Source organism: Deltaproteobacteria bacterium (assembly GCA_023382265.1).
Classification (GTDB): domain Bacteria; phylum JAMCPX01; class JAMCPX01; order JAMCPX01; family JAMCPX01; genus JAMCPX01.
In genome coordinates this window covers 24,686-45,697 of record JAMCPX010000058.1, presented here as the reverse complement: position 1 = coordinate 45,697, position 21,012 = coordinate 24,686, and the positions used below count along the sequence as shown (strand labels likewise).

Annotated in this window: 18 protein-coding genes; 17 read left to right on the top strand and 1 reads right to left on the bottom strand. The window is 36.8% G+C overall.

From position 1 onward, the window contains the following. The first annotated feature begins 17 nt into the window (after positions 1–17). From M1381_10910 to M1381_10845, 14 genes are all read left to right on the top strand, one after another. Positions 18–2,717 carry a protein kinase gene (locus tag M1381_10910; GenBank protein ID MCL4479584.1) on the top strand — a complete coding sequence of 900 codons (2,700 nt, stop codon included), beginning with the start codon at positions 18–20 and terminating at the stop codon, positions 2,715–2,717. A gap of 110 nt (positions 2,718–2,827) precedes the next feature. Next, on the top strand, positions 2,828–5,245 hold the full coding sequence (locus tag M1381_10905) for an AAA family ATPase (GenBank protein ID MCL4479583.1): 2,418 nt from the start codon (positions 2,828–2,830) through the stop codon (positions 5,243–5,245). 12 nt (positions 5,246–5,257) lie between these two features. Next, positions 5,258–6,802, top strand: coding sequence for an ankyrin repeat domain-containing protein (locus tag M1381_10900; protein MCL4479582.1), 1,545 nt, complete (start codon positions 5,258–5,260; stop codon positions 6,800–6,802). Positions 6,803–6,849: 47 nt separating this feature from the next. Next, positions 6,850–7,035, top strand: a complete 186-nt coding sequence (locus M1381_10895) for an ankyrin repeat domain-containing protein (GenBank protein MCL4479581.1) — start codon at positions 6,850–6,852, stop codon at positions 7,033–7,035. 16 nt (positions 7,036–7,051) lie between these two features. After that, the gene (locus M1381_10890) at positions 7,052–7,672 is read left to right on the top strand and encodes an FHA domain-containing protein (protein MCL4479580.1); all 621 of its coding nucleotides are present in this window, start codon (positions 7,052–7,054) and stop codon (positions 7,670–7,672) included. A 3-nt stretch (positions 7,673–7,675) separates the two neighbouring features. Next, positions 7,676–8,428 (top strand): protein phosphatase 2C domain-containing protein, encoded by a 753-nt coding sequence (locus tag M1381_10885; GenBank protein MCL4479579.1) that lies wholly within the window; start codon positions 7,676–7,678, stop codon positions 8,426–8,428. Between the two features lie 65 nt (positions 8,429–8,493). Then, positions 8,494–9,255 carry a PEGA domain-containing protein gene (locus tag M1381_10880; protein MCL4479578.1) on the top strand — a complete coding sequence of 254 codons (762 nt, stop codon included), beginning with the start codon at positions 8,494–8,496 and terminating at the stop codon, positions 9,253–9,255. A gap of 2 nt (positions 9,256–9,257) precedes the next feature. Further along, on the top strand, positions 9,258–10,337 hold the full coding sequence (locus M1381_10875; GenBank protein MCL4479577.1) for a hypothetical protein: 1,080 nt from the start codon (positions 9,258–9,260) through the stop codon (positions 10,335–10,337). Between the two features lie 147 nt (positions 10,338–10,484). After that, positions 10,485–10,847, top strand: a complete 363-nt coding sequence (locus tag M1381_10870) for a hypothetical protein (protein MCL4479576.1) — start codon at positions 10,485–10,487, stop codon at positions 10,845–10,847. Positions 10,848–11,030: 183 nt separating this feature from the next. Next, positions 11,031–11,372: a hypothetical protein gene (locus M1381_10865; GenBank protein ID MCL4479575.1), complete on the top strand. Its 342-nt coding sequence runs from the start codon at positions 11,031–11,033 to the stop codon at positions 11,370–11,372. Positions 11,373–11,481: 109 nt separating this feature from the next. Next, positions 11,482–14,004 (top strand): type IV secretion system DNA-binding domain-containing protein, encoded by a 2,523-nt coding sequence (locus M1381_10860; protein MCL4479574.1) that lies wholly within the window; start codon positions 11,482–11,484, stop codon positions 14,002–14,004. Between the two features lie 835 nt (positions 14,005–14,839). Beyond that, positions 14,840–15,391, top strand: coding sequence for a hypothetical protein (locus tag M1381_10855; GenBank protein ID MCL4479573.1), 552 nt, complete (start codon positions 14,840–14,842; stop codon positions 15,389–15,391). After that, positions 15,388–15,558 (top strand): hypothetical protein, encoded by a 171-nt coding sequence (locus M1381_10850; protein ID MCL4479572.1) that lies wholly within the window; start codon positions 15,388–15,390, stop codon positions 15,556–15,558. Before M1381_10855 ends, M1381_10850 begins: the two co-directional genes overlap by 4 nt. 52 nt (positions 15,559–15,610) lie before the next feature. Beyond that, positions 15,611–15,895 carry a hypothetical protein gene (locus M1381_10845; protein ID MCL4479571.1) on the top strand — a complete coding sequence of 95 codons (285 nt, stop codon included), beginning with the start codon at positions 15,611–15,613 and terminating at the stop codon, positions 15,893–15,895. Between the two features lie 31 nt (positions 15,896–15,926). On the opposite strand, the gene M1381_10840 is transcribed toward M1381_10845, so the two are convergent. Beyond that, on the bottom strand, positions 15,927–17,660 hold the full coding sequence (locus M1381_10840) for a thiamine pyrophosphate-binding protein (GenBank protein ID MCL4479570.1): 1,734 nt from the start codon (positions 17,658–17,660) through the stop codon (positions 15,927–15,929). Between the two features lie 219 nt (positions 17,661–17,879). Between M1381_10840 and M1381_10835 the strand changes: the two genes are divergently transcribed. From M1381_10835 to M1381_10825, 3 genes are read left to right on the top strand one after another with little or no spacing between them, the layout of a single operon-like run. Continuing rightward, a complete protein-coding gene (locus M1381_10835; protein ID MCL4479569.1) occupies positions 17,880–18,521 on the top strand; it encodes a phosphatidylserine decarboxylase family protein in 642 nt (213 codons plus the stop codon). A 2-nt stretch (positions 18,522–18,523) separates the two neighbouring features. Then, complete coding sequence (pssA, locus tag M1381_10830; protein MCL4479568.1) at positions 18,524–19,393, top strand: CDP-diacylglycerol--serine O-phosphatidyltransferase; 870 nt, start codon at positions 18,524–18,526, stop codon at positions 19,391–19,393. Positions 19,394–19,445: 52 nt separating this feature from the next. Next, positions 19,446–20,975, top strand: coding sequence for a 2-isopropylmalate synthase (locus M1381_10825; GenBank protein MCL4479567.1), 1,530 nt, complete (start codon positions 19,446–19,448; stop codon positions 20,973–20,975). Positions 20,976–21,012 lie beyond the last annotated feature (37 nt).

The following is a 21,012-nucleotide window of genomic DNA, read 5'->3' as shown; positions in this document are numbered from 1 at the left end:
AAACAGAGAGGGTAAATATGGTAGATAAACCTAACAAAACTACTCGTGCAGATGGCTCGGTAATCTCGTCCGGGGTCACATCTTCGGATGGAAAAATATCGTCGGGAGTAATACCTGCTAGTTCTCAGTCCCAGATTATTTCTGCGGGTATGGATAGCAAGCCAGGTGAGGGGATAACCCTTAATAATCAAAACTATAATATAGTAAAAGTTATCGCTAAATCCACGGGTGAAGCCGAAATATATTTGTTAGAGAAAAATAATCAAAACTTTGTCTTTAAATACTATTATCCCAATTTCAGGCCCAAGGAAACTATTTTATCTCAACTGAAAGGATTACATCATGAGGATATTGTAGATCTTGAAGATTATGGTTGGTACGGAGATAGGTTTTACGAAGTCATGGAGTATGCTGCAGGCGGCAATCTCATGGATAAAACAGACAATGAAAAATATAAATACTTGCCCATCACGGACATTAATGGAATAAAACAAATAGTAAAAGAAATCGTTAATGCATTAAAATATTGTCATTCAAAAGGGATAGTCCACAGAGATATAAAGCCTGAGAACATCTTTTTCAAGAATGCAGATGGTACAGATGTGTTGATTGGCGATTTCGGCATTTCTTCAATGCTTGAAGACGGGATGTCGAAACATATGACCGGTCAAGCGAGGACCGCAATTTATGCTGCTCCGGAACTTTATCAGGCGGTAGACGGCAAAACCATTATTAGTAAAGAATTAGATTATTATGCATTAGGAATGACGTTGATACATATATGGTCCGGAGAAGAACCATTCCAAGAATTGAATGAGCTTTCAATAATGAGAGCTAAGTCAGAAGGTAAAGTAGATATACCTGATGATATGCCGGAAGATTTAAAGAATCTAATTAAGGGATTAATAACGGTGGAACCTACAAAGAGATGGTCTTATACAGAAGTAGAGAAGTGGCTAAACGGAGAGTATGTCCCCGTATATTATAAAATCGTCGAAGTTAAATACGGAGATTTCCATTTTGGAGTTATAAATGGAGAAGAAGTCGTCGTAAATGATCCAGCCGATTTAGCAAAATTATTAGAGGAATATCCCGAACAAGGTAAGAAACATCTTTATAAAGGTACCATACAGAAATGGGCGGAGACTGTACAATCACTCCATGTAGCAATCAGAAGTATTGTTGAAGATGAATATCCAAAGGATGAAACTGCTGGATTGATCAAAGCTATTTTTACATTAGACCCGTATAAGAATTTCACTACATTTACTGGTGTTGAATGTAAGAATGGTGAAGAAATAGGAGATAATATAGAAAAGGAATCATCATATTATAAATCGGCACTAACAAAAAATCAAAATACCGATTTATATATTTATTTAGAAGCAAGAGGGCACAAAGATCTAGCCGATACTTTCAGAAAGTATATAAAAGCTTTTAATCCAGATAAAGCATTTAATACAATAGTGTTGGAACTACAGGGCAAAGAGAAGTTTAAAATCGATAATTTTGTATTTTTTAAGCCGGAAGACATAATTTTATCAGAAGATGCAATAAAGACAAAATTTGCCAATCAACTTGAAAACCTGGATTCAAAATTATCTCTTTGGTTAGAGCAATTTACTAATATAAGAGGGAATATTGACAAGTGGAGAAAGCTCGGAAGACATAATAACGTAACGCTATCTTATGCGCTGGAAGAAATAAGCCCATTCCATCTTATAATAGAAGCAGCGAACTTAGATCAGTTTAAGACCCGGTTTGAAGCAAAACTTTCAGATAAAGATTTTCTGCAAGAAGCATCCACCAATTCTATTTTCGTTGAAGAGGCTAACTTTTGGTTAACAAATTATCAAAACACAGATTATCTGAATATCCTAAAGGAATATGTACAGAAGAATTTACATAACATAAACAAGGAAGTTTTTGCATCACTTATAGGATATACCATGCAAGCTAACGCAACTCCGGATTATCACTGGGACAATTTTAAGTCGTTGGTAAATACCGGATTCAACGAGGGACTTTTATCCAAAGATCTATATGAAACGTATAAAAATTATCTGATTAAGGGATATAAGGGTATTATTAATACGGGTGATTTCGGTAAACAAAAAGATATACTGAATAAAATCAGAGCTCTTTATTCATCGGATGAGTTAGTAGTAAAATATGACAATGCAGTACAAGAACTTAAAAAGGATATAGAAAAAGAAAACAACAGAAGAAAAAGTATAAATACATGGTACACTACTACTTATTATACAATCTTAGCTCTATGTATAGTAGGTATAACATCTATATTATTTATTCATCAATTCCTGTTTTTCTTAAATAATGACCAATGGCAGAATGTTCATTCAAACAGTATTTCCGCCATAATCCTTATTACATCGCTTGTTGGAACAATTCTCGGTGGATATTTAGGAGATCGTAAAGGACATCCTAAGGCGGGAGCAGCATTGGGGTTTTTTCTGCCTATACTCTTGATATATATGGTAATAGCATTTTTATTACCTTTGTTTGTAGGAAATATTTTACTGGCATCAAGCGCTGTTGCAGGTAGTTTCTTCTTAATGAAATATAAACATAATGAAATTAATGCATTAGGCTATTTCCCAGCTTCTTTACTCGAATATAATGGTACTTTTGATCAAGAAGCTTTGAAATCTGTGATAACAAATACTCCTATAACTTTGGACTTAAAGAAGATGTAAAAGGCAATAAAACAATGTCTATCAAATGTGAAAAATGTAACGCGGACAACAGAGATAATGCGCAATACTGTAAGTATTGCGGTGCTAAAATAGCTAAATCTTCTTTCAACTTGGAAGATCTTGTTGGATTAGATGATATAAAACAACAGATTCAAAAAATTATTAATATTGCCCAATCAATGACGAAAAAGAAAAAGGATGGTCAAAGTGTTCCGAAAGTAAATCTTCATACGATCATTATAGGTAACACTGGAACAAGTAAGAGTAAAATCGGTGAGATATTATGCCGAGTTTTTTATAAATATGGGATTACTGCAAAGGAAGATGCAGTAATGGTGGACGCGGTAGATTACTCGAAATTTGCCAAAGATTTTGAAACCAATTATGGCAAGGCAAAAGGTGGGATTCTCTTTATTGACAACGTGCAAAAATTACTACCCGCTGGCTATTCAAGTGAGATAAATCCGTTGGATAAACTCTTCACGGAAATGGACAAATCAGGATACGATCCCATTGTTATGCTTGCTGGTTTGCCAAAGGGATTAAATGAATATCTCAATGAGAACCCAAGCGCAAAAAGTAAGTTTAAGTACATATTCCAGATTCCGGATTTCAATCCTGATGAAATGTTTCAGATTGCAGAAAAAGAATTAATGAAACAAAAATTCAATTTAAATCCTGATGCTGAGAAACAATTAAAAAGATTGTTTAAATATTTAGTAAAAACAAAGGATACATCCTTTAGTAATGCACGGCTTGTACTTAAAATCGTTGATGATATAATAAGTAATTACTATCAAAGAATATCTGAAGGCGCCAACGATGATAATATTATAATTCCCGCAGACATTAAGGGTAAAATACCGGAAGAGAAAAGTATTGAAGATATTATAAAGGAAGTCGATTCCTTGATTGGGATGGAAGATATCAAAAGAGATATAAGGGATTTATTTTCAAGTATTAGAATTGAAGAAGATAGGTCCAAGATTATCGGTTCTACATCAAAGCCTGCAATACATATTGTAATAACCGGCAATCCAGGGACAGGAAAGACTACTATTGTTAGTAAGCTTGGGGAATTATTTCAGGCAATCGGTTTATTAGATAGGGGCCAGGTGATTGGTGCAGAAAGAAAGGACCTTGTTGCCGGGTATGTTGGTCAGACAGCGGGAAAAACTAATGATAAAATAAATGAAGCAATGGGTGGTATTTTATTTATCGATGAAGCATATACATTGGCCCCTGAAGGGGTTAATGATTCTTTCGGCAAAGAGGCAATCGACACGCTTTTAACAAGAATGGAGAATGACCGAGGAAAATTTATTGTAGTTGCTGCCGGATATCCAAAAGAAATGGATAATTTTATAAACGCCAATCCCGGGCTGAAATCGCGATTTAATAGGCAGTTCCATTTGAATGATTACAATGCGGATGAGATGCTGGCTATATTTAAAAAAATGGCTGAAAGTGATAAATATAAGGTTGAAGATAAGGCAGAGGATAAACTTAAAGATATTTTTAGTGCTATGTATTTGCGAAGAGATAAAAACTTTGCAAATGGGAGAGAAGTCAGGAATATTTTTGATGAATGTAAAAAATTACTGTCGAAACGATTAGTGGAAAAGGTTAATTATGAAAAAGAAGAATTATTGTTAATCAAGGCTGAAGACATTCCAAAAACTTATGAAAAAGATAAGAAGGTAACAGTTGAAGAAGCATTAAAGACGTTAGACAATCTTATAGGGCTTAATACTGTTAAACAAGAAGTGAAGAACCTTATAAACTATATCACTGTTGAAAAAGAAAGAGTAGCTGATGGTGGGAAAGGGACCGTTTTGAACCTGCACTTTGTTTTTAAGGGTAATCCTGGAACAGGCAAAACGACTGTAGCAAGGATTTTAGCTGATATTTTTAAAGCAATGGGGCTTTTATCAAGAGGGCAACTTATTGAGGTGGATAGATCAGGACTTGTAGCTGAATATGTAGGTCAAACAGCGCCTAAAACTAACAGGGTAATAGATAACGCCATAGGTGGTGTACTATTTATTGATGAGGCTTACACCCTTACTCCTAAAAGTGATGGAACAGATTTTGGGGAGGAAGCTATAGATATCCTTCTGAAGAGGATGGAGGATGATAGAGGCAAGTTTATTGTAATTGCCGCGGGATATAGCGAGGAGATGGATGATTTTATTAGTGCTAATCCAGGACTTCCTTCAAGATTTACAAAATATATTAACTTTGAAGATTATACCCCTCAAGAATTGAAGGCTATATTCATATCGATGGCTAGATCGAAGGGGATGGGACTTACTCCTGATACAGACACCTTTTTAGATTCTGTATTTCTGAAGATGCATGAAAATAGGGATAAGAAATTTGCCAATGGCAGGACTGTGAGAAATTTATTTGAAACTGTAATTCAGAATCAAGCGGCAAGAATTGCAGAACTAATGCAAAAAGAGAAAATAAGCTCTGAGATACGCGACACAATTCAACGGGATGATTTCAAGTCGATAAATACTTAGGAGGTAAAAGGTATGGATTTAAATGAGATTTTATTAGAAGCAGCAAAAGAAGGGAATTTACCTATACTACAAACTGCTTTAAATAAAGGTGTAGAAGTAAATGCAAAGAACAACAATGGTTCTACAGCTTTAATGATTGCTGCAGCGAATGGGCATGCAGAGATAGCCGATCTTTTAATAGAGAAAGGAGCAGATGTATATGCAAAGAACAATATTGGTATTACAGTTTTAATGGGTGCTGCACAGGGCGGACTTACAGAGTTAGTCAATCTTTTGATAGCAAAAGGTGCAGATGTAAATGCAAAAAACAACAATGGTGAGACAGTTTTAATGTATGCTGTGCAGGACGGGGATGCAGAGGTAGCCAATCTTTTAATAGACAAAGGAGCAGATATAAATGCAAGAGCAAATAATGGTTCTACAGCTTTAATGGTTGCTGCAGCGAATGGGCATGCAGAGATAGCCAATCTTTTAATAGAGAAAGGTGCAGATGTAAATATAATGCAGAACGATGATTTTACAGTTTTAATGGCTGCAGCTCAGGGTGGACTTACACAGGTAGCCAATCTTATGATATCAAAAGGAGCAGATGTAAATGCAAGGACAAATGACGGTTCTACAGCTTTAACGTTTGCTGCAGGATATGCACATGCAGAAGTAGCTAACTTTATGATATCAAAAGGAGCAGATGTAAATGCAAGAGCAAATGATGGTTCTACAGCTTTAATGGCTGCTGCAGTAAATGGGCATGTAGAGTTAGCCAATCTTTTGATAGCAAAAGGAGCAGATGTAAATGCAAAGAACAACACTGGTATTACAGTTTTAATGGGTGCCGCTGTGGGTGGGAATGCAGAGTTAGTCAATCTTTTGATAGCAAAAGGAGCAGATGTAAATGCAAAGAACAACAATGGTTCTACAGCTTTAATGGCTGCTGCAGTAAATGGGAATGCAGAGGTAGCCAATCTTTTGATAGCAAAAGGAGCAGATGTAAATGCAAGAGCAAATAATGCTTCTACAGCTTTATTTGATGCTGCACAGGAAGGGTATGCAGAGATATCCAATTTATTGATAGAAAAGGGAATAGATGTAAATGCGAGAACGAACGATGGCTTTACAGCTTTATTTTATGCTGCAGCGAAAGGGAATGCAGAGTTAGCCAATCTTTTGATAGCAAAAGGAGCAGATGTAAATGTAAAGAGCAACGGTGGTGATACAGTTTTGATGCATGCTGCAGTGGGTGGGAATGCAGAGTTAGCCAATCTTTTGATAGCAAAAGGAGTAGATGTAAATGCAAAGAACAACATTGGTTCTACAGCTTTAATGATTGCTTCTGACAGTGGTTATGCCGATGTAGTGAAACTACTAATAGAAAAGGGTGCAGTCGTGAATGAAAAAAGTAATGGTGGTTCAAGTGCTTTAGAGTTTGCTTCTGATAAAGGTCATACATTAGTTGTAAAGTTATTAAAAGATTCAGGAGCAATAAAAGTATTGGTAGGAAATAACAATGAAGAGGAATATGAAAATGACAATGATGAAGATAACGATGAGAGTGACTAAAAAATTCTCGCAATCATAAGATAATATGAAATAAAAGGAGATAAAAAATGGATTTAGATGATGTTTTGTTGGGAGCTGCAAAAGAAGGGAATTTACCTGTATTACAAACTGCTTTAGAGAAAGGTGCAGATATAAATGTAAAGAGCAACGATGGCTTTACAGCTTTAATGTTTGCTACAGAGAATAAGCATATCGATATGATAAATTTATTAAAAGCTCATGGAGCAATTTAGTATGTAATTGATTTTTATGGTAAATATTATGATTTGTCCATTTTGTAAAAGTGATATAGAAGATAATTCAATATACTGCGATCAATGTGGTAGGGAGATATTTATATGTCCCAAATGTGGTAAACCCGGGAAGGGGAAAGTTTGTACATCTGATGGAACAGCTTTGGTCTCTAAGAAAGATAAAGGGGGTAATGTTCAATCTCCTCTATGGGTAAATAACAATGTGTCTGCAATTAATCCAACTCCAATTAATCCGGTATCCCCTCCCTTAAACAATCCAGCAGCTTCACCGGTGAATTTAAAGACAAATGAATTACATTTAATAAATAATAATCTTGGGTTGGATTTGAGGGTAGAGAATGGAGATATAATTGGCCGGACAACTGGGCGGTTTGTTGACGTATTTGGCCAATATCAATACGTCTCAGGAAAACATTTGCAAATCAACTATGATCCTAAAAATGGTTGGATATGTATTGACATGGACTCAACATTCGGAACCAAATACAATAATGTTTTATTAACACCCAATCAACCGCAAATATTGAAAGATAAATCACTTTTATTGATTGCGGATAAAATAGAGTTTTATGTACAGATATTTATGATAGGAAAAACTGGCACAAGAAGGATATAATTAATGCAATTAAAGATTTCCGCTGTGAGTGATAAAGGCTGTGTAAGAGACCATAATGAAGATATGATATTAATAGGAGATCATATTTTCAGAGATAACAGCGAGCAAATCGAAATTGATATAGGTAATGTTAAAAAATACATTATAGCAATTGCAGATGGCATGGGTGGACATAATGCTGGCGAGATTGCAAGTGATATTGTTTTGAAGAAGATGGCGGAGAAGTTTAATACGCTGGACATGAAATTAAGCGAGCTGGAGATAAAACAAGTAATTACTGGCTGGGCAAAAGAGATACACAACTTTATGTTAAATGAAGGGAATAATGATTTAACAAAAAAAGGTATGGGGTCAACCTTTATTGGTGTATTGTTCTATGAAGATAAGGCTTTTTATATGAATGTGGGCGATAGTCGACTTTATAGATTTCGCAGAGGAAATCTCATGCAAATATCAAAGGATCACTCATTATCTGAGGTCATAGGCAATAAAGTTATAGATTCAAGTCTTCTTATTAATTCTTTTGGAGGAGGGGAGAAATTCTTTATTGATTTCGCACCCATTGGTGGTAAAGTATTAAACGAAGATATTTTAATTGTGTGTAGTGATGGTTTAACAAAAATGGTACCGGATGATGAAATAGAACAGATTTTAACTGGAGAGACTCCGATAGATAAGCTTTTGTTAAAAGCAAAGGATAATGGCGGTGAGGATAATATTTCCATAATAATAGCGACAATTTACAGAGAGGAATAATGTTGTTTGTAGAACATTCATTCAATGGATAGGATTTAAATAGAAACCTTTCAGAAGGAGGGTAAATGAGGCAAGATACTTTTGATCACGTACCAACTATAGCAATGTTGATAGCGATTCCCGCTATTTTATATCTATCATTAAATTATTTGATTATAAACAAGTATTTCCCCGCATATAGCGATGCTAATCTAACAAACTTATTTTCTACAGTTCAACCAGCCGTCCGAAGTGGAACAACGACGCAGTCTTATGTTCAGCCAGCTACTGCAAGCGATCTCACCGGAAAATGGAATACAAGGGTTGGGAATATTCCTGGAGTTATTTATCTTAATCGAAAGGAGAACAACATTTATGGAGATATATATTACCAAGGTGTAAAAGAAAATTTACAGGGGCAAATACAGGGTAATAGTCGGATTATTTTAAGGGGTACAAGTTATAAACGTTTAAAAGGCCGAGGTTGGTTTAATTTAGATACGTTTAATGGAAATATTACATCAGATTTCAAATCTATACGGGGGAATTACACAGATACCGCTGGTCATAGTGGTTATTGGTTTGCTGCAAAGGTGTCAACTTCATTGGTAGAAAAGCCAAATAATCAATTAAAATTGCTCTCTTTCACGATAAAATCCTCACCCTCAGGTGCATTGGTCAAGATAGACCGAAAAGCCAAAGGGACAACCCCTCTTACTGTAGCTTTAGAGAATGGATCACATGGTATCATTATCGAGAAGCAAGGATATAAAACTATATGGGACATACTAAATGTTAAAAAAGGAGAAAAAAGAACATTTGATTATATGCTCAGCAAAAAGGAGTAAAAGTGTCGATTAGTGTTGTAAATATTATGCATAACAGTTTTAATAGGTTGTTTTTTAAAAAAAGAGTTTTATTGTTACTATTATTCCTAAATATTTTATCTATTTCATGTACTGTTACACCAATTATACCACAGATTACTTTTTCAGAGAATATACCTTTAGATGAAAGGCTTCCTTATAGGATTGCTCTTATTATTACAAACAAGTTTAAAGATGCTGTTTACAATGATACATTAGTTACAGAGTCTGTTTGCAATACAAATGAAGTAGGTGGTAATATTAAATGGAATATACCATTTGGCAGTAAAGTAGGTACTGCCAATGCGGAGCTATTTGCCCAAGATTTGTCCAATCTATTTGATAGTGTTGATATGTACGGAGATATCGCACAGATTAAAAACAAAAACGATTATGATTATATTTTGATTCCTTATTCCAGCGTTACAGCACATTATAGTCAAGATGAAAATCTTACAGGATCTATTACTATTGATGCATCAGTTGAATATGAATTACAGGTGATAGATCCAGAAAATTCTGAAGTTATAGAAGACTTTACTTCGCAAGATTCCTCAGAGCCAAGCAGTGTACCAGCATACTGTATCGGATTATTAGACTATATTAATACCATTAATAACGGTTATTCAAAAGTTATTGGTGAGGCAATGAGTAAAGCTTTCGAAAAATTACTGAAACAAGTATCAGGTATGAATGAGAATATTAATATCATTACAAAAAGATTATTAAACATCATTGCTACAAAACATTATGAAAGAATTGCTATATTACCGCCAGTTTCAACAACATCTGATGTGACTGCGCTGATAGCGAAATTAAAAGCTAAATTAGCAAAGATAAGAATAAGTGTGGTTAATGATAATTTAATAAAGAGTTCACTTTCTGACTTGGATAAAAGTAAAATACAGAATGATAGAATACAATTTGCAAAGATTATAGGTAATTTAACTGGAGCTGATGTAATACTCATTGGTGATAGAGATTCTCTTATACTGGTAGATACAAAATCCGGCAGAGAATATTCAATAACTAATAAAATTAAAACAAATGGGGTGAAATATTAAAGATGTTTGTAGATATCTATTAGCAAATCGATTGGGGAAGGTGGATATATCAGTAGGACATGGCGGAATAACAATTCATCAGGCAAATGGGCAATTATTAAACAATGATAATATTTTTCAAGCGAATCTCACAATAAATTAGAAATTATGAACAAGCTATTGAAATTAATGGGAGTGATAGTAGTGGGAGTTATTGTTGTTCCTCTAATTATCCAGCATGGTAGTATTCTTCTTCACTCAATTCATAATTCTGGAAATAATAAATTATTGGTATGGAGTGTATTAACAGTAATACTTGAATTAGGTTTATTGCTTATTGGTAGTATTATTGCTCTTTTGATCTGTATTGATATTGTCTTTTCTACAAAGATTACTGAAAAGGTAGTAGCTGGACTCATTACAAATATCTTGTGGTCATTTATACAATTCATCGGTAAGATATTTGTCAAATGGTATGAGGTAACTACAGTTGGAATCGTGTCTTTGATAAAAATAGTGCAGCGAAAATAATAGGTTAGTCTTTTTTGTTAGCAAGTTCTACTTAACCTGTTTATTTATTATATGAACTACAGCTTTTTCATTCAACAAAATGCCTTATCTTATCGTCTTCAAGTAAAATAAAAAATCAAATAAGCCGAAAGGGCTATAGTCTGAATAGGCAAAATACAAATCTTTTTAAATGAAAGGAGGAGTATGGGTAAAGCTTCGGAAAGGAGAAAAAGCAAGCAACAATTATTTCTATCGATGCTGGCACAAGAAAATCCAGAAAAGTTCAAGCGTGAATGGGGAAAAAGATTAAAGAGCTGGACTGTCGAAATCAGTTTCTTGGCAAAGGATGGAAAGTTAAACGGCCAATCGGTGTTTAGTATTGTAGACAGGGCGAAGGATATACTTTTAGGGTGTGGGAAAAAAGCGGTTGAATCACAGTATAAAGAAACGCAAGCTGTATTAGAAAATGCATGCTGCAGGGCATTGGCTCCACATATAGGCTATGAAATGTACAGGATGAATCAAAGGTGGAAACCAGATAAGTAGCAATTCATAATTATTTATACAAAAGCCTTGAAGGCCAGATTAAAAATCTGGTTTTTCTATTTCGAAAGAAGGAAGGAACGTAATTTTACTTTAAAAGAAAGGAGGTCAAATGATACCAACTGAAAAGGAACACCAAAATAAAAACAGAAAAAGCTGGCAAGAATTTATTGAACCATTAAGCCATGAACAACCTTTAATCCATGTTATAGAGAACATGGAACATAAATCTTTTGAAGCCTTTTTTGAGCTTGAGTTGGAGGGGATAGTTAAAAACAATAGTGTAGAAGATACGGAACATGCATTCTCTCATGATCGTTTTAAGAATTCCTTAATATCATGCCTTTCGATAAATGATAAATTGGAGTTTGTATATAGCACAGAAAATGTAACCACAAAAGGTAAATGCTTCACATGGAAGATTATAGGGAGTTCTACCTGCAGTGTCCCTGAGATAGCAGCCCTGGATACATTGAAGTTATGGAAGGCTACACAACTCCTTTTACAAAGTACAGAAAAGAAATACAGCTTCCTCCCGGTGAAAACTACGGAAAAGCTGACTAAAGTAGAGAACAATAAATACTGGGAAGGTATAATAACATTGTCAGGAGTTGCGATAGATAAACGGAGACAAAGACATGCAGGTTTTGTATCCCCTGAAGAGCGATTAAATAAGTCAAATCTTCTCATTGTCCCAACAGTAGGAAACAAATATGTCGATAGCTTCAATTCAGTGCTTATAGAAGCATTAAGGCATGTGGCACCCATAAGACTGGTATTCTCAATTAACCCGTTTACTCTTACCGCCAATGATCTGCAAGACATAGGAACTACTCTCGAATGGTTGCAGAACGGTGGAATAAAAAGGATCAATTATCTTCCTGATGCAGAAGCCGGAGTTGACGACCCCAAAATAATTAATGGCATTAGACGCAATCTCATATCATGGCTTAAAAATCCTTCCGGTTTTAGGATAAACTGCAAAGTTATGTCGGAAGAGCCTATATCAGTTGCATTCTTAAAGATGGTCGGCAATGAAATCTTCCATGACTGTCCGGTTTCGGTAAAGGTAGTAAAGCAGGCAAAAGAGATCATATTGAGCGAAGAACCCCAATCTGTTTTAGATGATAAAGCTCTTGATCTCAGGGATTGCCTCAACATGGGTGCTGCATTGCCTCCCCTGTTTCCTGATGTATCTACTCTGATAGATTATGGAGTTAACCGTATTTACAAAAACCGTATCATGAACTTGCCCCAAGACGGTATTATTCTCGGACAGATAAAAGATGATCTGAAACAGATGAACGTCCGTTTTTCACGATCGGATAGAAGCAGGCACTGTTATGTAGTCGGTGCTACAGGAACTGGGAAATCTACACTCTTTTATAACATGATAGTACAGGATATTGAAAACGGAGAGGGTGTGGCTGTTGTAGATCCGCACGGTGACCTCTACCACCAGATATTGGCATCAATACCAAGTTGGAGAATGGATGATGTAGTACTGGTGGACCCCTGTGATTTCAATCATTCGGTCGGGATTAACTTCCTCGAATTTGATGAGCAATATAAACAGGTACAGATAAATTATATAACGAATGAGATGATCAAGATCTTTGATCGACTGTATGATCTTTCAAGAACAGGCGGGCCGATATTTGAGCAGTATATGAGAAATGCATTATTTCTTGCAATGGATAACAAATACCCGGGACGTACGCTTATGGATATACCCTTGATCTTTGAGGATAAAGAATATCGTGAATTCCTGATAGAAGGCTGCAATAACCCTATTGTTAGTGGATTTTGGGAGAGGCAGGCAGAAAAAGCTGATGGCGAGGCATCATTAAATAATATGGCGCCATATGTTACCTGTAAGCTTAATCAGTTTACCACAAATGCACTATTACGACCTATTATAGGTCAGTCAAAAAGCACTATCAATTTCCGTGAAATTATGGACAAAGGTAAAATCTTGCTCGTTAATCTTTCTAAAGGTCTCCTTGGTGAGTTAGATAGCCAATTGCTCGGCATGTTAATTATTGGGAAGATATTTAGTTCCGCAATGGGACGTGTCTCAATTCCCCTTGAGCAAAGAAGGCCAATGTTCCTCTATGTGGATGAGTTTCAGAATTTTACCACCGATACGATTGCATATTTGATCTCGGAAGCAAGAAAATTCGGTATACATATGACTATTGCAAATCAAAATCTTGCCCAGCTAACTAAAAACCAAGGTATGCAGAATATTCTTGATTCTGTTCTTGGTAATGTTGGAACGATTCTAATGCTGCGGCTCGGCTCAACGGATGCAGATAAAATGGAGGTATATACAAAACCAGTGTTGCAAGCCAATGATTTGCAGGAGTTGCCGGATTTTCATGCGGCCGGAAGGTTATTAATAAAGAATGCTCCAAGCCATCCGTTTGTGTTCAAAACAACCCCGATGTTAAAAGTAAAAGATACGGTAGATGTTGCCACCATACTAAATTTATCACGAAAAAATTACACTAGACAAACAAGGTTTGTAGAGAAAGAAATCTTAGAATGGCAAACTAGTTATAAGGAATTGGCAAATAAGCCGATAAAAAAAATCATAGTACTTACCGATGATATGATGATAAAATCATCGTAGATACCCATGGGCAAGCTCGTGTAACTCTTCTTCATAATTAGACTTATACATAAACCCCACACCTGAAAAAACAATACAAATTCAACAAAACGTCTTTTTTGTTCGTCTTAATAAATAGAAATGGAATTTCCATATACACGAAGGTTAAAATTTTAAATAAGCGATTGACTTAAATATAGCTGCTTGCACAGGAAATAGCACTTGAAAGCCGAAACCCTGTGCATAGCTGCATTCATCCTTTAGGGCAATATGACCTGTTAAGTCATTTAAAAATTTAACCGCAATTTGATTGACTAAATGAATCTAAAAATTGTATAATTGTAATGTAAGAAAAGTAAAAAAGATCGTATAATAACTTTAAGAAGGATAAGATTATAAAAATGAAAAGTCTAAATGGAAAAGGCATAACATTAGGTCTGTGCTATTTACTTTTGGTTTTAAGCACAGTGCTTGTTTTAAATAGCTGTGGAAACAAAAGTTCGTACACTGTATATGATCAAGCTACATTATATGTATATCTTTGTCCTGACTTTTTTACTTGCAATCCTGTGGATGATTATGTGGTTGTACAAAATACTGTTAATGGCAACAATTCGTGTAAACAATTACAAAATTCTTACACAGGTTGTGAAAGTACAGGTATAATAGTGAATACCGATCAGAATTACACAATAATGACATGCACTGATTGTAGTGAAACATCTTGCAGCAGTCCTGGCTCATTTTATACACCCAATAGTTTTGGTTCATCTATATATTATGCTGAAACCTATTTTTACTGCAATACACCTTGTTATCCTTCTTCTACTTGCCAATAAATTATAAGGGAGGACTTTTGAAGAAAGAAATGAAAAATAAGTCAAATAGAAACAACAATGTGCAAAAGGTAACTATTACGGGAGTTATGATATGCTTTATTTGTTCCTGTATTGTTGTAACTCCGCGTGTTCAATCTGGTTATACGCCAACTTCACCGCCTCAAGAGTTAAGGGAGAATGCCAACTCTCCATATATTAACAACACAGTCATATCCAATCCACCGGTAGCTCATCGACCTCCGCCTTATTATCCATCAAGGAACATCGGTATTGTTCCTCCAGTTGGTGGCACACCGATTGTCGTAAATCAGCCAGGTAGGGAAGGAAATCATGAGAAAGAGGGGGAAAATAGATTTCATAAGAATAAAGGAAAGAATGGTGAGCATGGGAAAAAGCCCGAACATGAAAAGGAAGGCCAAAACAGCAAGGGTCACAAGAAAGGTGAAGAAAATAAAAAAGAAAAAAAGAATAATACGCAAAATGTAACACAAGATAAACAAAACAATGGGAATAACGCAAAGGATAAAAATGGAAAGGAAAACAACCATCTTGATAAAGGGGGAAAATGAAGGCATATAAAAACAATAACAGGAAGATGTATGAAAGTGTTAAAGTTTTTATGTTAGGATCGATTGTGGCAGGATTTGTAATCGGCTGTGCGTCCGTACCGACTGCACCGATAGCAGGGCAAAGGACTGTCATCAAAGAAAGTGGCAACATGCCGGATTGGTTTTAAGGTGTCGTTAAGATCAATTGAAATCAAAAAGAATGAAACCGTGGCAAACTTTGTGATACAGAATTTACAACAAAAAACAGGATACTTTTTTTTGGATGATCCTCATCATTATACCTACATAATGGATCAGGATGACAACCAATACAATTTTATTTCTACCACGTTCCAATTATCTCCTAACGAGCCGTCTGTACCAATTGTTAAAAAGAATTTTACAGTTCAGTTTGCAGCGCTTCCTTTAACAACACAGAAAATAGATATTCTACTTAGGATTTCTAGTTATTATTGTGACAGCGAAACCAATGATGTTGCTATTAAAAACATCAAATTACAGTGAAATTGCAGAGGTACATCCGGGTATGTGTAATTTACACAGAAATTGATCCTTTTCGAAATGCCGTTTTCCCGATCAGAGCATTAATAAGGACTGGTGTGCCTTTTCTTGATAGCTCTACAGCCTGTTCGAGTGTTGTATCGATTTGATCTTCGTTATTGATCATGAACCCTCTTGCACCAAGACTTTCGGCAATACCATGATAATCGGCATAACGTAATACTGTAGCAACATCATCGTTAAGGTATTCAAGCTGATCCCGGGCTATCTGCGTCCAGCCGGCATCATTTCCAATAACAGCTATAACGGGAATGCCGTGCCGCACAAAAGTATCAAATTCAATTAGACTGTACCCGGCTGCCCCATCTCCCCATATAAGCCATACATCCGAGTCCGGGTTTAAAACCTTTGCACCCATTGCAAACCCGGCACCGACACCCAATGTCCCGAATACGCCGGGATCAAGCCATGCAAGAGGTCTTCGCGGATGTAATACATAAGACGCTGTTGCGACAAAATCTCCACCGTCGGCAACGATGATGCTTGTGTTGTTTAATACGCTGTTAATTCTTTCTAATAATAATAGGGGATTTATATATCCGGTTCTCTCCATCGCAAGTTTTTTTATATCATTCTCACGCTGTTTTTCCCGGCATATCAATACCTGTTTCCATTCATTACGTGCAGGTCTGCTTTTCATAATTGAAGAACAGGCTGTAAGGAATTCAGCCGGATCTCCATGAACAGCAAGATACGGCTTACGGTTCAGAGTTAACTCATGTTTACTGCGGTTTACTGCGATAGTTTTTGCCCGCGGGTTTATGGACCTTCCATAATCAAGACGAAAATCGCACGGCTCTCCTGCTAAGATAACGAGATCCGCTTCTTTAAGTGCGATATCTCGTTTATGATGGAATTGTAAAGGATGATTGTTCCCTAACAACCCGCGGGCCATACCTGTCAGATACACAGGTATATTCATTGTATTTATAGCCTCTGTAAGTTCCGGCGTTAAATCCGGGTTCGATAAAGCCTGGCTCCCTATAATAAGCAGCGGCTGTACGGATTTATCGATTAATCTAACAGCCTCTGCAGGTGTGTGTTTTTTAAAATCCGGCTTTGCAGGAGGTATACTTTCACGGCTCATAGTATCAATGTCACAGGCGTATATTTTATTCAGATGCCTGTTAAGATACCAGCTGGTTAATCTATCGCGCAAAGAACATTTATCTCCTGTTGAACCTTTCATGGCATACCATTGTCTTACCAGCGTCTCATCATAAAGCAGGTCTATGGGGCATTCTATAAAAACAGGTCCTGGAACGTCCGACACTGCAGATGCAAATGCGGATTCAATGGCAGGGATAAAATCACAATTTCTCTTTATGGTAAATACCGTTTTTACGGCAGAGCGTATTAGCGATATCTGATCGATATCCTGAAGTGCGCCCCTTCCACGGAGTACGGTTGCTGAAGCACCTCCAAATATGATAAGCGGAGATTGCGCCATTTTCGCATTGATGAGTGCGGTAACACTGTTTGTTACACCTGGTCCTGCGGTTACTACTGCAACACCGGGAGAACCGGTCAGCCTGCTTACAGAATCAGCGGCAAAAACAGCGTTTACTTCATTACGCACATCTACGATTCTGATGCCGAGCTTTTTACCTTCGGATAGTATCGGTGATATGTGACCGCCGCACACTGTAAAGATGTGCTTTACATTATGCTCCTTAAGTATTTTTGCAGTTATGAACCCGCCGGTCATAAGCCCTCTATTAAAGAAACGGATAACATAATAATTTACATATTAAACCTATTAACCCAAAAAATGCAATCCCCTTTTTTTAATGCATTTTTGGTATAAAAATATATGCGTAGGGGATTTCCTTTCATTATGAAAGTGAAGGCAATGAAAATCGTATTGAGATGGTCAGATCGTATATCTGCTTGCAAAATATTTGCTGCAACAGTATAGTAAAAAATTATGAATACAGATGATACGGTTATAATTAAAGACGGCTGGAGGTATATAGGTTTTTTTGTTTTACTTACGTTTGCGGGATTGCTGCTTAAATACGGGTATTTTCTTTATGTGCCGTCCATTCTGCTGCTTGTTTTTGTGACATGGTTCTTCAGAAATCCGGAAAGGAATACGCCGCACGGTAATCACATCATTTCGCCTGCAGACGGAACAGTTATAAAGATAGAAAAAAACGACAAATATAAAGAATTCATAGGTAATGATGCCGTACGCATAAGCATATTCATGTCCGTTTTTAATGTCCATGTAAATAGAAGTCCTGTTGATGGTGTTGTTGTGGATAAGAAATATAATCCGGGTAAGTTTCATATAGCAAGCGTAGACAAGGCATCAGAGCTGAATGAGCAGACAGCGCTTTTTATAAATGCCGATTCGGGTAAAAGATTGGTCGTTGTCCAGATTGCCGGATCAATCGCAAGAAGGATAGTATGTAATGCAGAAAAAGATATGAGGATGACAATAGGACAAAGATATGGTATAATTAAATTAGGTTCAAGACTTGATGTTTATGTTGACTCGGGCATGAAAATAAATGTAAAATTAAACGACAAGGTTAGGGCAGGAGAAACGATAATAGCGGCATAGATATGGATAATAAAAATATTGTAGAAATAAAAACAGAGATAAAAGAACCAAAAGCGGGCAGAAGAAGGGATAAAGCCCGTGCAAGGGGTATTTATCTGCTTCCAAACATCTTTACATCGGCAAGCCTGTTCTCGGGTTTCTACTCGATGATTGCCACATTTAACGGCAGTTATTTTTATAGTGCTATTGCGATCATGGCTTCCATCTTTTTTGATGGAATTGACGGCAAAGTAGCAAGGCTTACACATACCACAAGTGCGTTCGGCGTTGAGTATGATTCATTGTCCGATCTCGTTGCATTCGGTGTGGCCCCCGCATTTCTTGCATATTCAATAGCGCTCAATTCATTCGGGAGAATAGGCTGGCTCATTGCATTTATTTATGTAGCATGCACGGCGATAAGGCTTGCAAGGTTTAATGTACAGGTAAATACCGTAGAGAAAAGTGTTTTCAACGGCTTGCCGTCTCCTGCAGCAGCCGGTATAATAACAACCACCGTTTTGCTTTATGTAACACCCTCAAATGTAATCGGCGGTGATAATAAAGAGATGATTTCGACAATGGTAAAACAGCCTATCAATTTGTTTCTTACCAGGCCTATTGATTTTATATTATCACAGCATTTCACGATATTACTTCTTGTTCTTATATCGGCAATACTTATGATAAGTACGATTAAGTATAAAAGTTTTAAGAACGCTGGCATCATAAAAGAACGTCCCATTTCTTTCCTGGTACTTGCTATAATGATGATGTCTTTGCTTTTCCTTGAACCTATAAAAATGCTTTTTGTTATTTTTGTAGGATACGCTTTATCAGGTCTCATAGCCCTCCTACTCCCCAGAAGGGGAGTTAAGTCTACAGAAATATAAAAACACGTTTCTTTACATTTTTTATTTAATAATCTGAAAGGAGGAAGATAAAATGAATAATAAAATTATAATATTCGATACAACATTAAGGGACGGGGAGCAATCCCCCGGCTCAAGCATGAACATGCAGGAGAAGTTAAATGTGGCTCAACAGTTAAAAAAAATGAATGTGGATGTAATAGAAGCCGGATTCCCTATAGCATCCGACGGTGATTTCGAAGCTGTAAGAGAGATTGCAAAGTCGGTTAAAGGTATTACGATAGCCGGTCTTGCAAGAACGAACAAAGATGATATTGAAAGGGCTTACGAGGCGTTAAAGTATGCGGATAAACCAAGGATACATACTTTTGTGGCAACTTCCGATATCCATCTTAAATCAAAACTGAAAAAAACAAGAGAAGAAGTTGTAGAGATGACGGGCAACGCAGTAGCACTCGCAAAGAGATTTACAGATGATGTTGAGTTCTCGGCAGAAGATGCAACCAGGAGCGATCGTGATTATCTTGTAAAGATATTCCAGACTGCTATTGATTCCGGCGCAACAACAATAAATATTCCCGATACGGTTGGATACGCAATACTGGAGGAATTCAGCGAGCTTGTCAAATACATCATTGGTCGGATTAAGGCTCCAGAAACGCTCGTTGTCAGTGTTCACTGCCATAATGACCTCGGGCTTGCTGTTGCCAATTCGCTTGCAGCGCTTAAAATGGGTGCAAGACAGATTGAATGCACCATAAACGGCATAGGCGAGAGGGCAGGGAATGCCGCTATGGAAGAAATAGTTATGGCACTGAAAACAAGGAAAGGTTTCTTTGACTTCTACACCGATATTGTTACCGAGCAGATCTATCCGTCAAGCAGATTGCTCAGTCAGATTACGGGTATATCCGTTCAGCCGAATAAAGCTATTGTTGGTACAAATGCATTTGCTCATGAGGCGGGCATACATCAGGATGGCGTGTTAAAAGAAAAACTCACCTATGAAATAATGACGCCGCAGTCAATAGGCCTGCCTTCAAATATGCTTGTGCTCGGCAAACATTCCGGCAGGCATGCTTTCAGGGAGAGATTGAATGCACTCGGGTATGAGCTGAAAGATGAGCAGGTTGACAGGGCTTTTATTGTATTTAAGCAGATCGCGGACAAAAAAAAAGAGGTTTATGATGAAGACATAGAAGCCATAATAGCGGATGAGGTGTTTAAATGGTCTGAAAAATACAGGCTTGAGTCTTTGAACATTGCATCAGGTACCGACATGCTGCCGACGGCAACTGTAAAAATAAGCATAGACGGGAACGCTGTGACCGAGAGCGGACACGGTGATGGACCTGTTGATGCTGTGTATAAGACCATTACCTCAATAACAAAGACAAGAAGCAGACTCCTGAGGTATCAGGTCAATGCAATAACGGGCGGAACGGATGCACAGGGTGAGGTATCCGTCAGGATAGAGGAGGACAATCATACGGTTAGTGGCACAGGTTCCGATACGGATATAATTGTTGCAAGTGCAAAGGCTTACATCAATGCTTTGAATAAGCTTGAACAGAAAAAAAATAATAGGATAAAAGGATTTTAAATATGATAAATGTAGGGGCAGGTCTTAAACCTGCCCC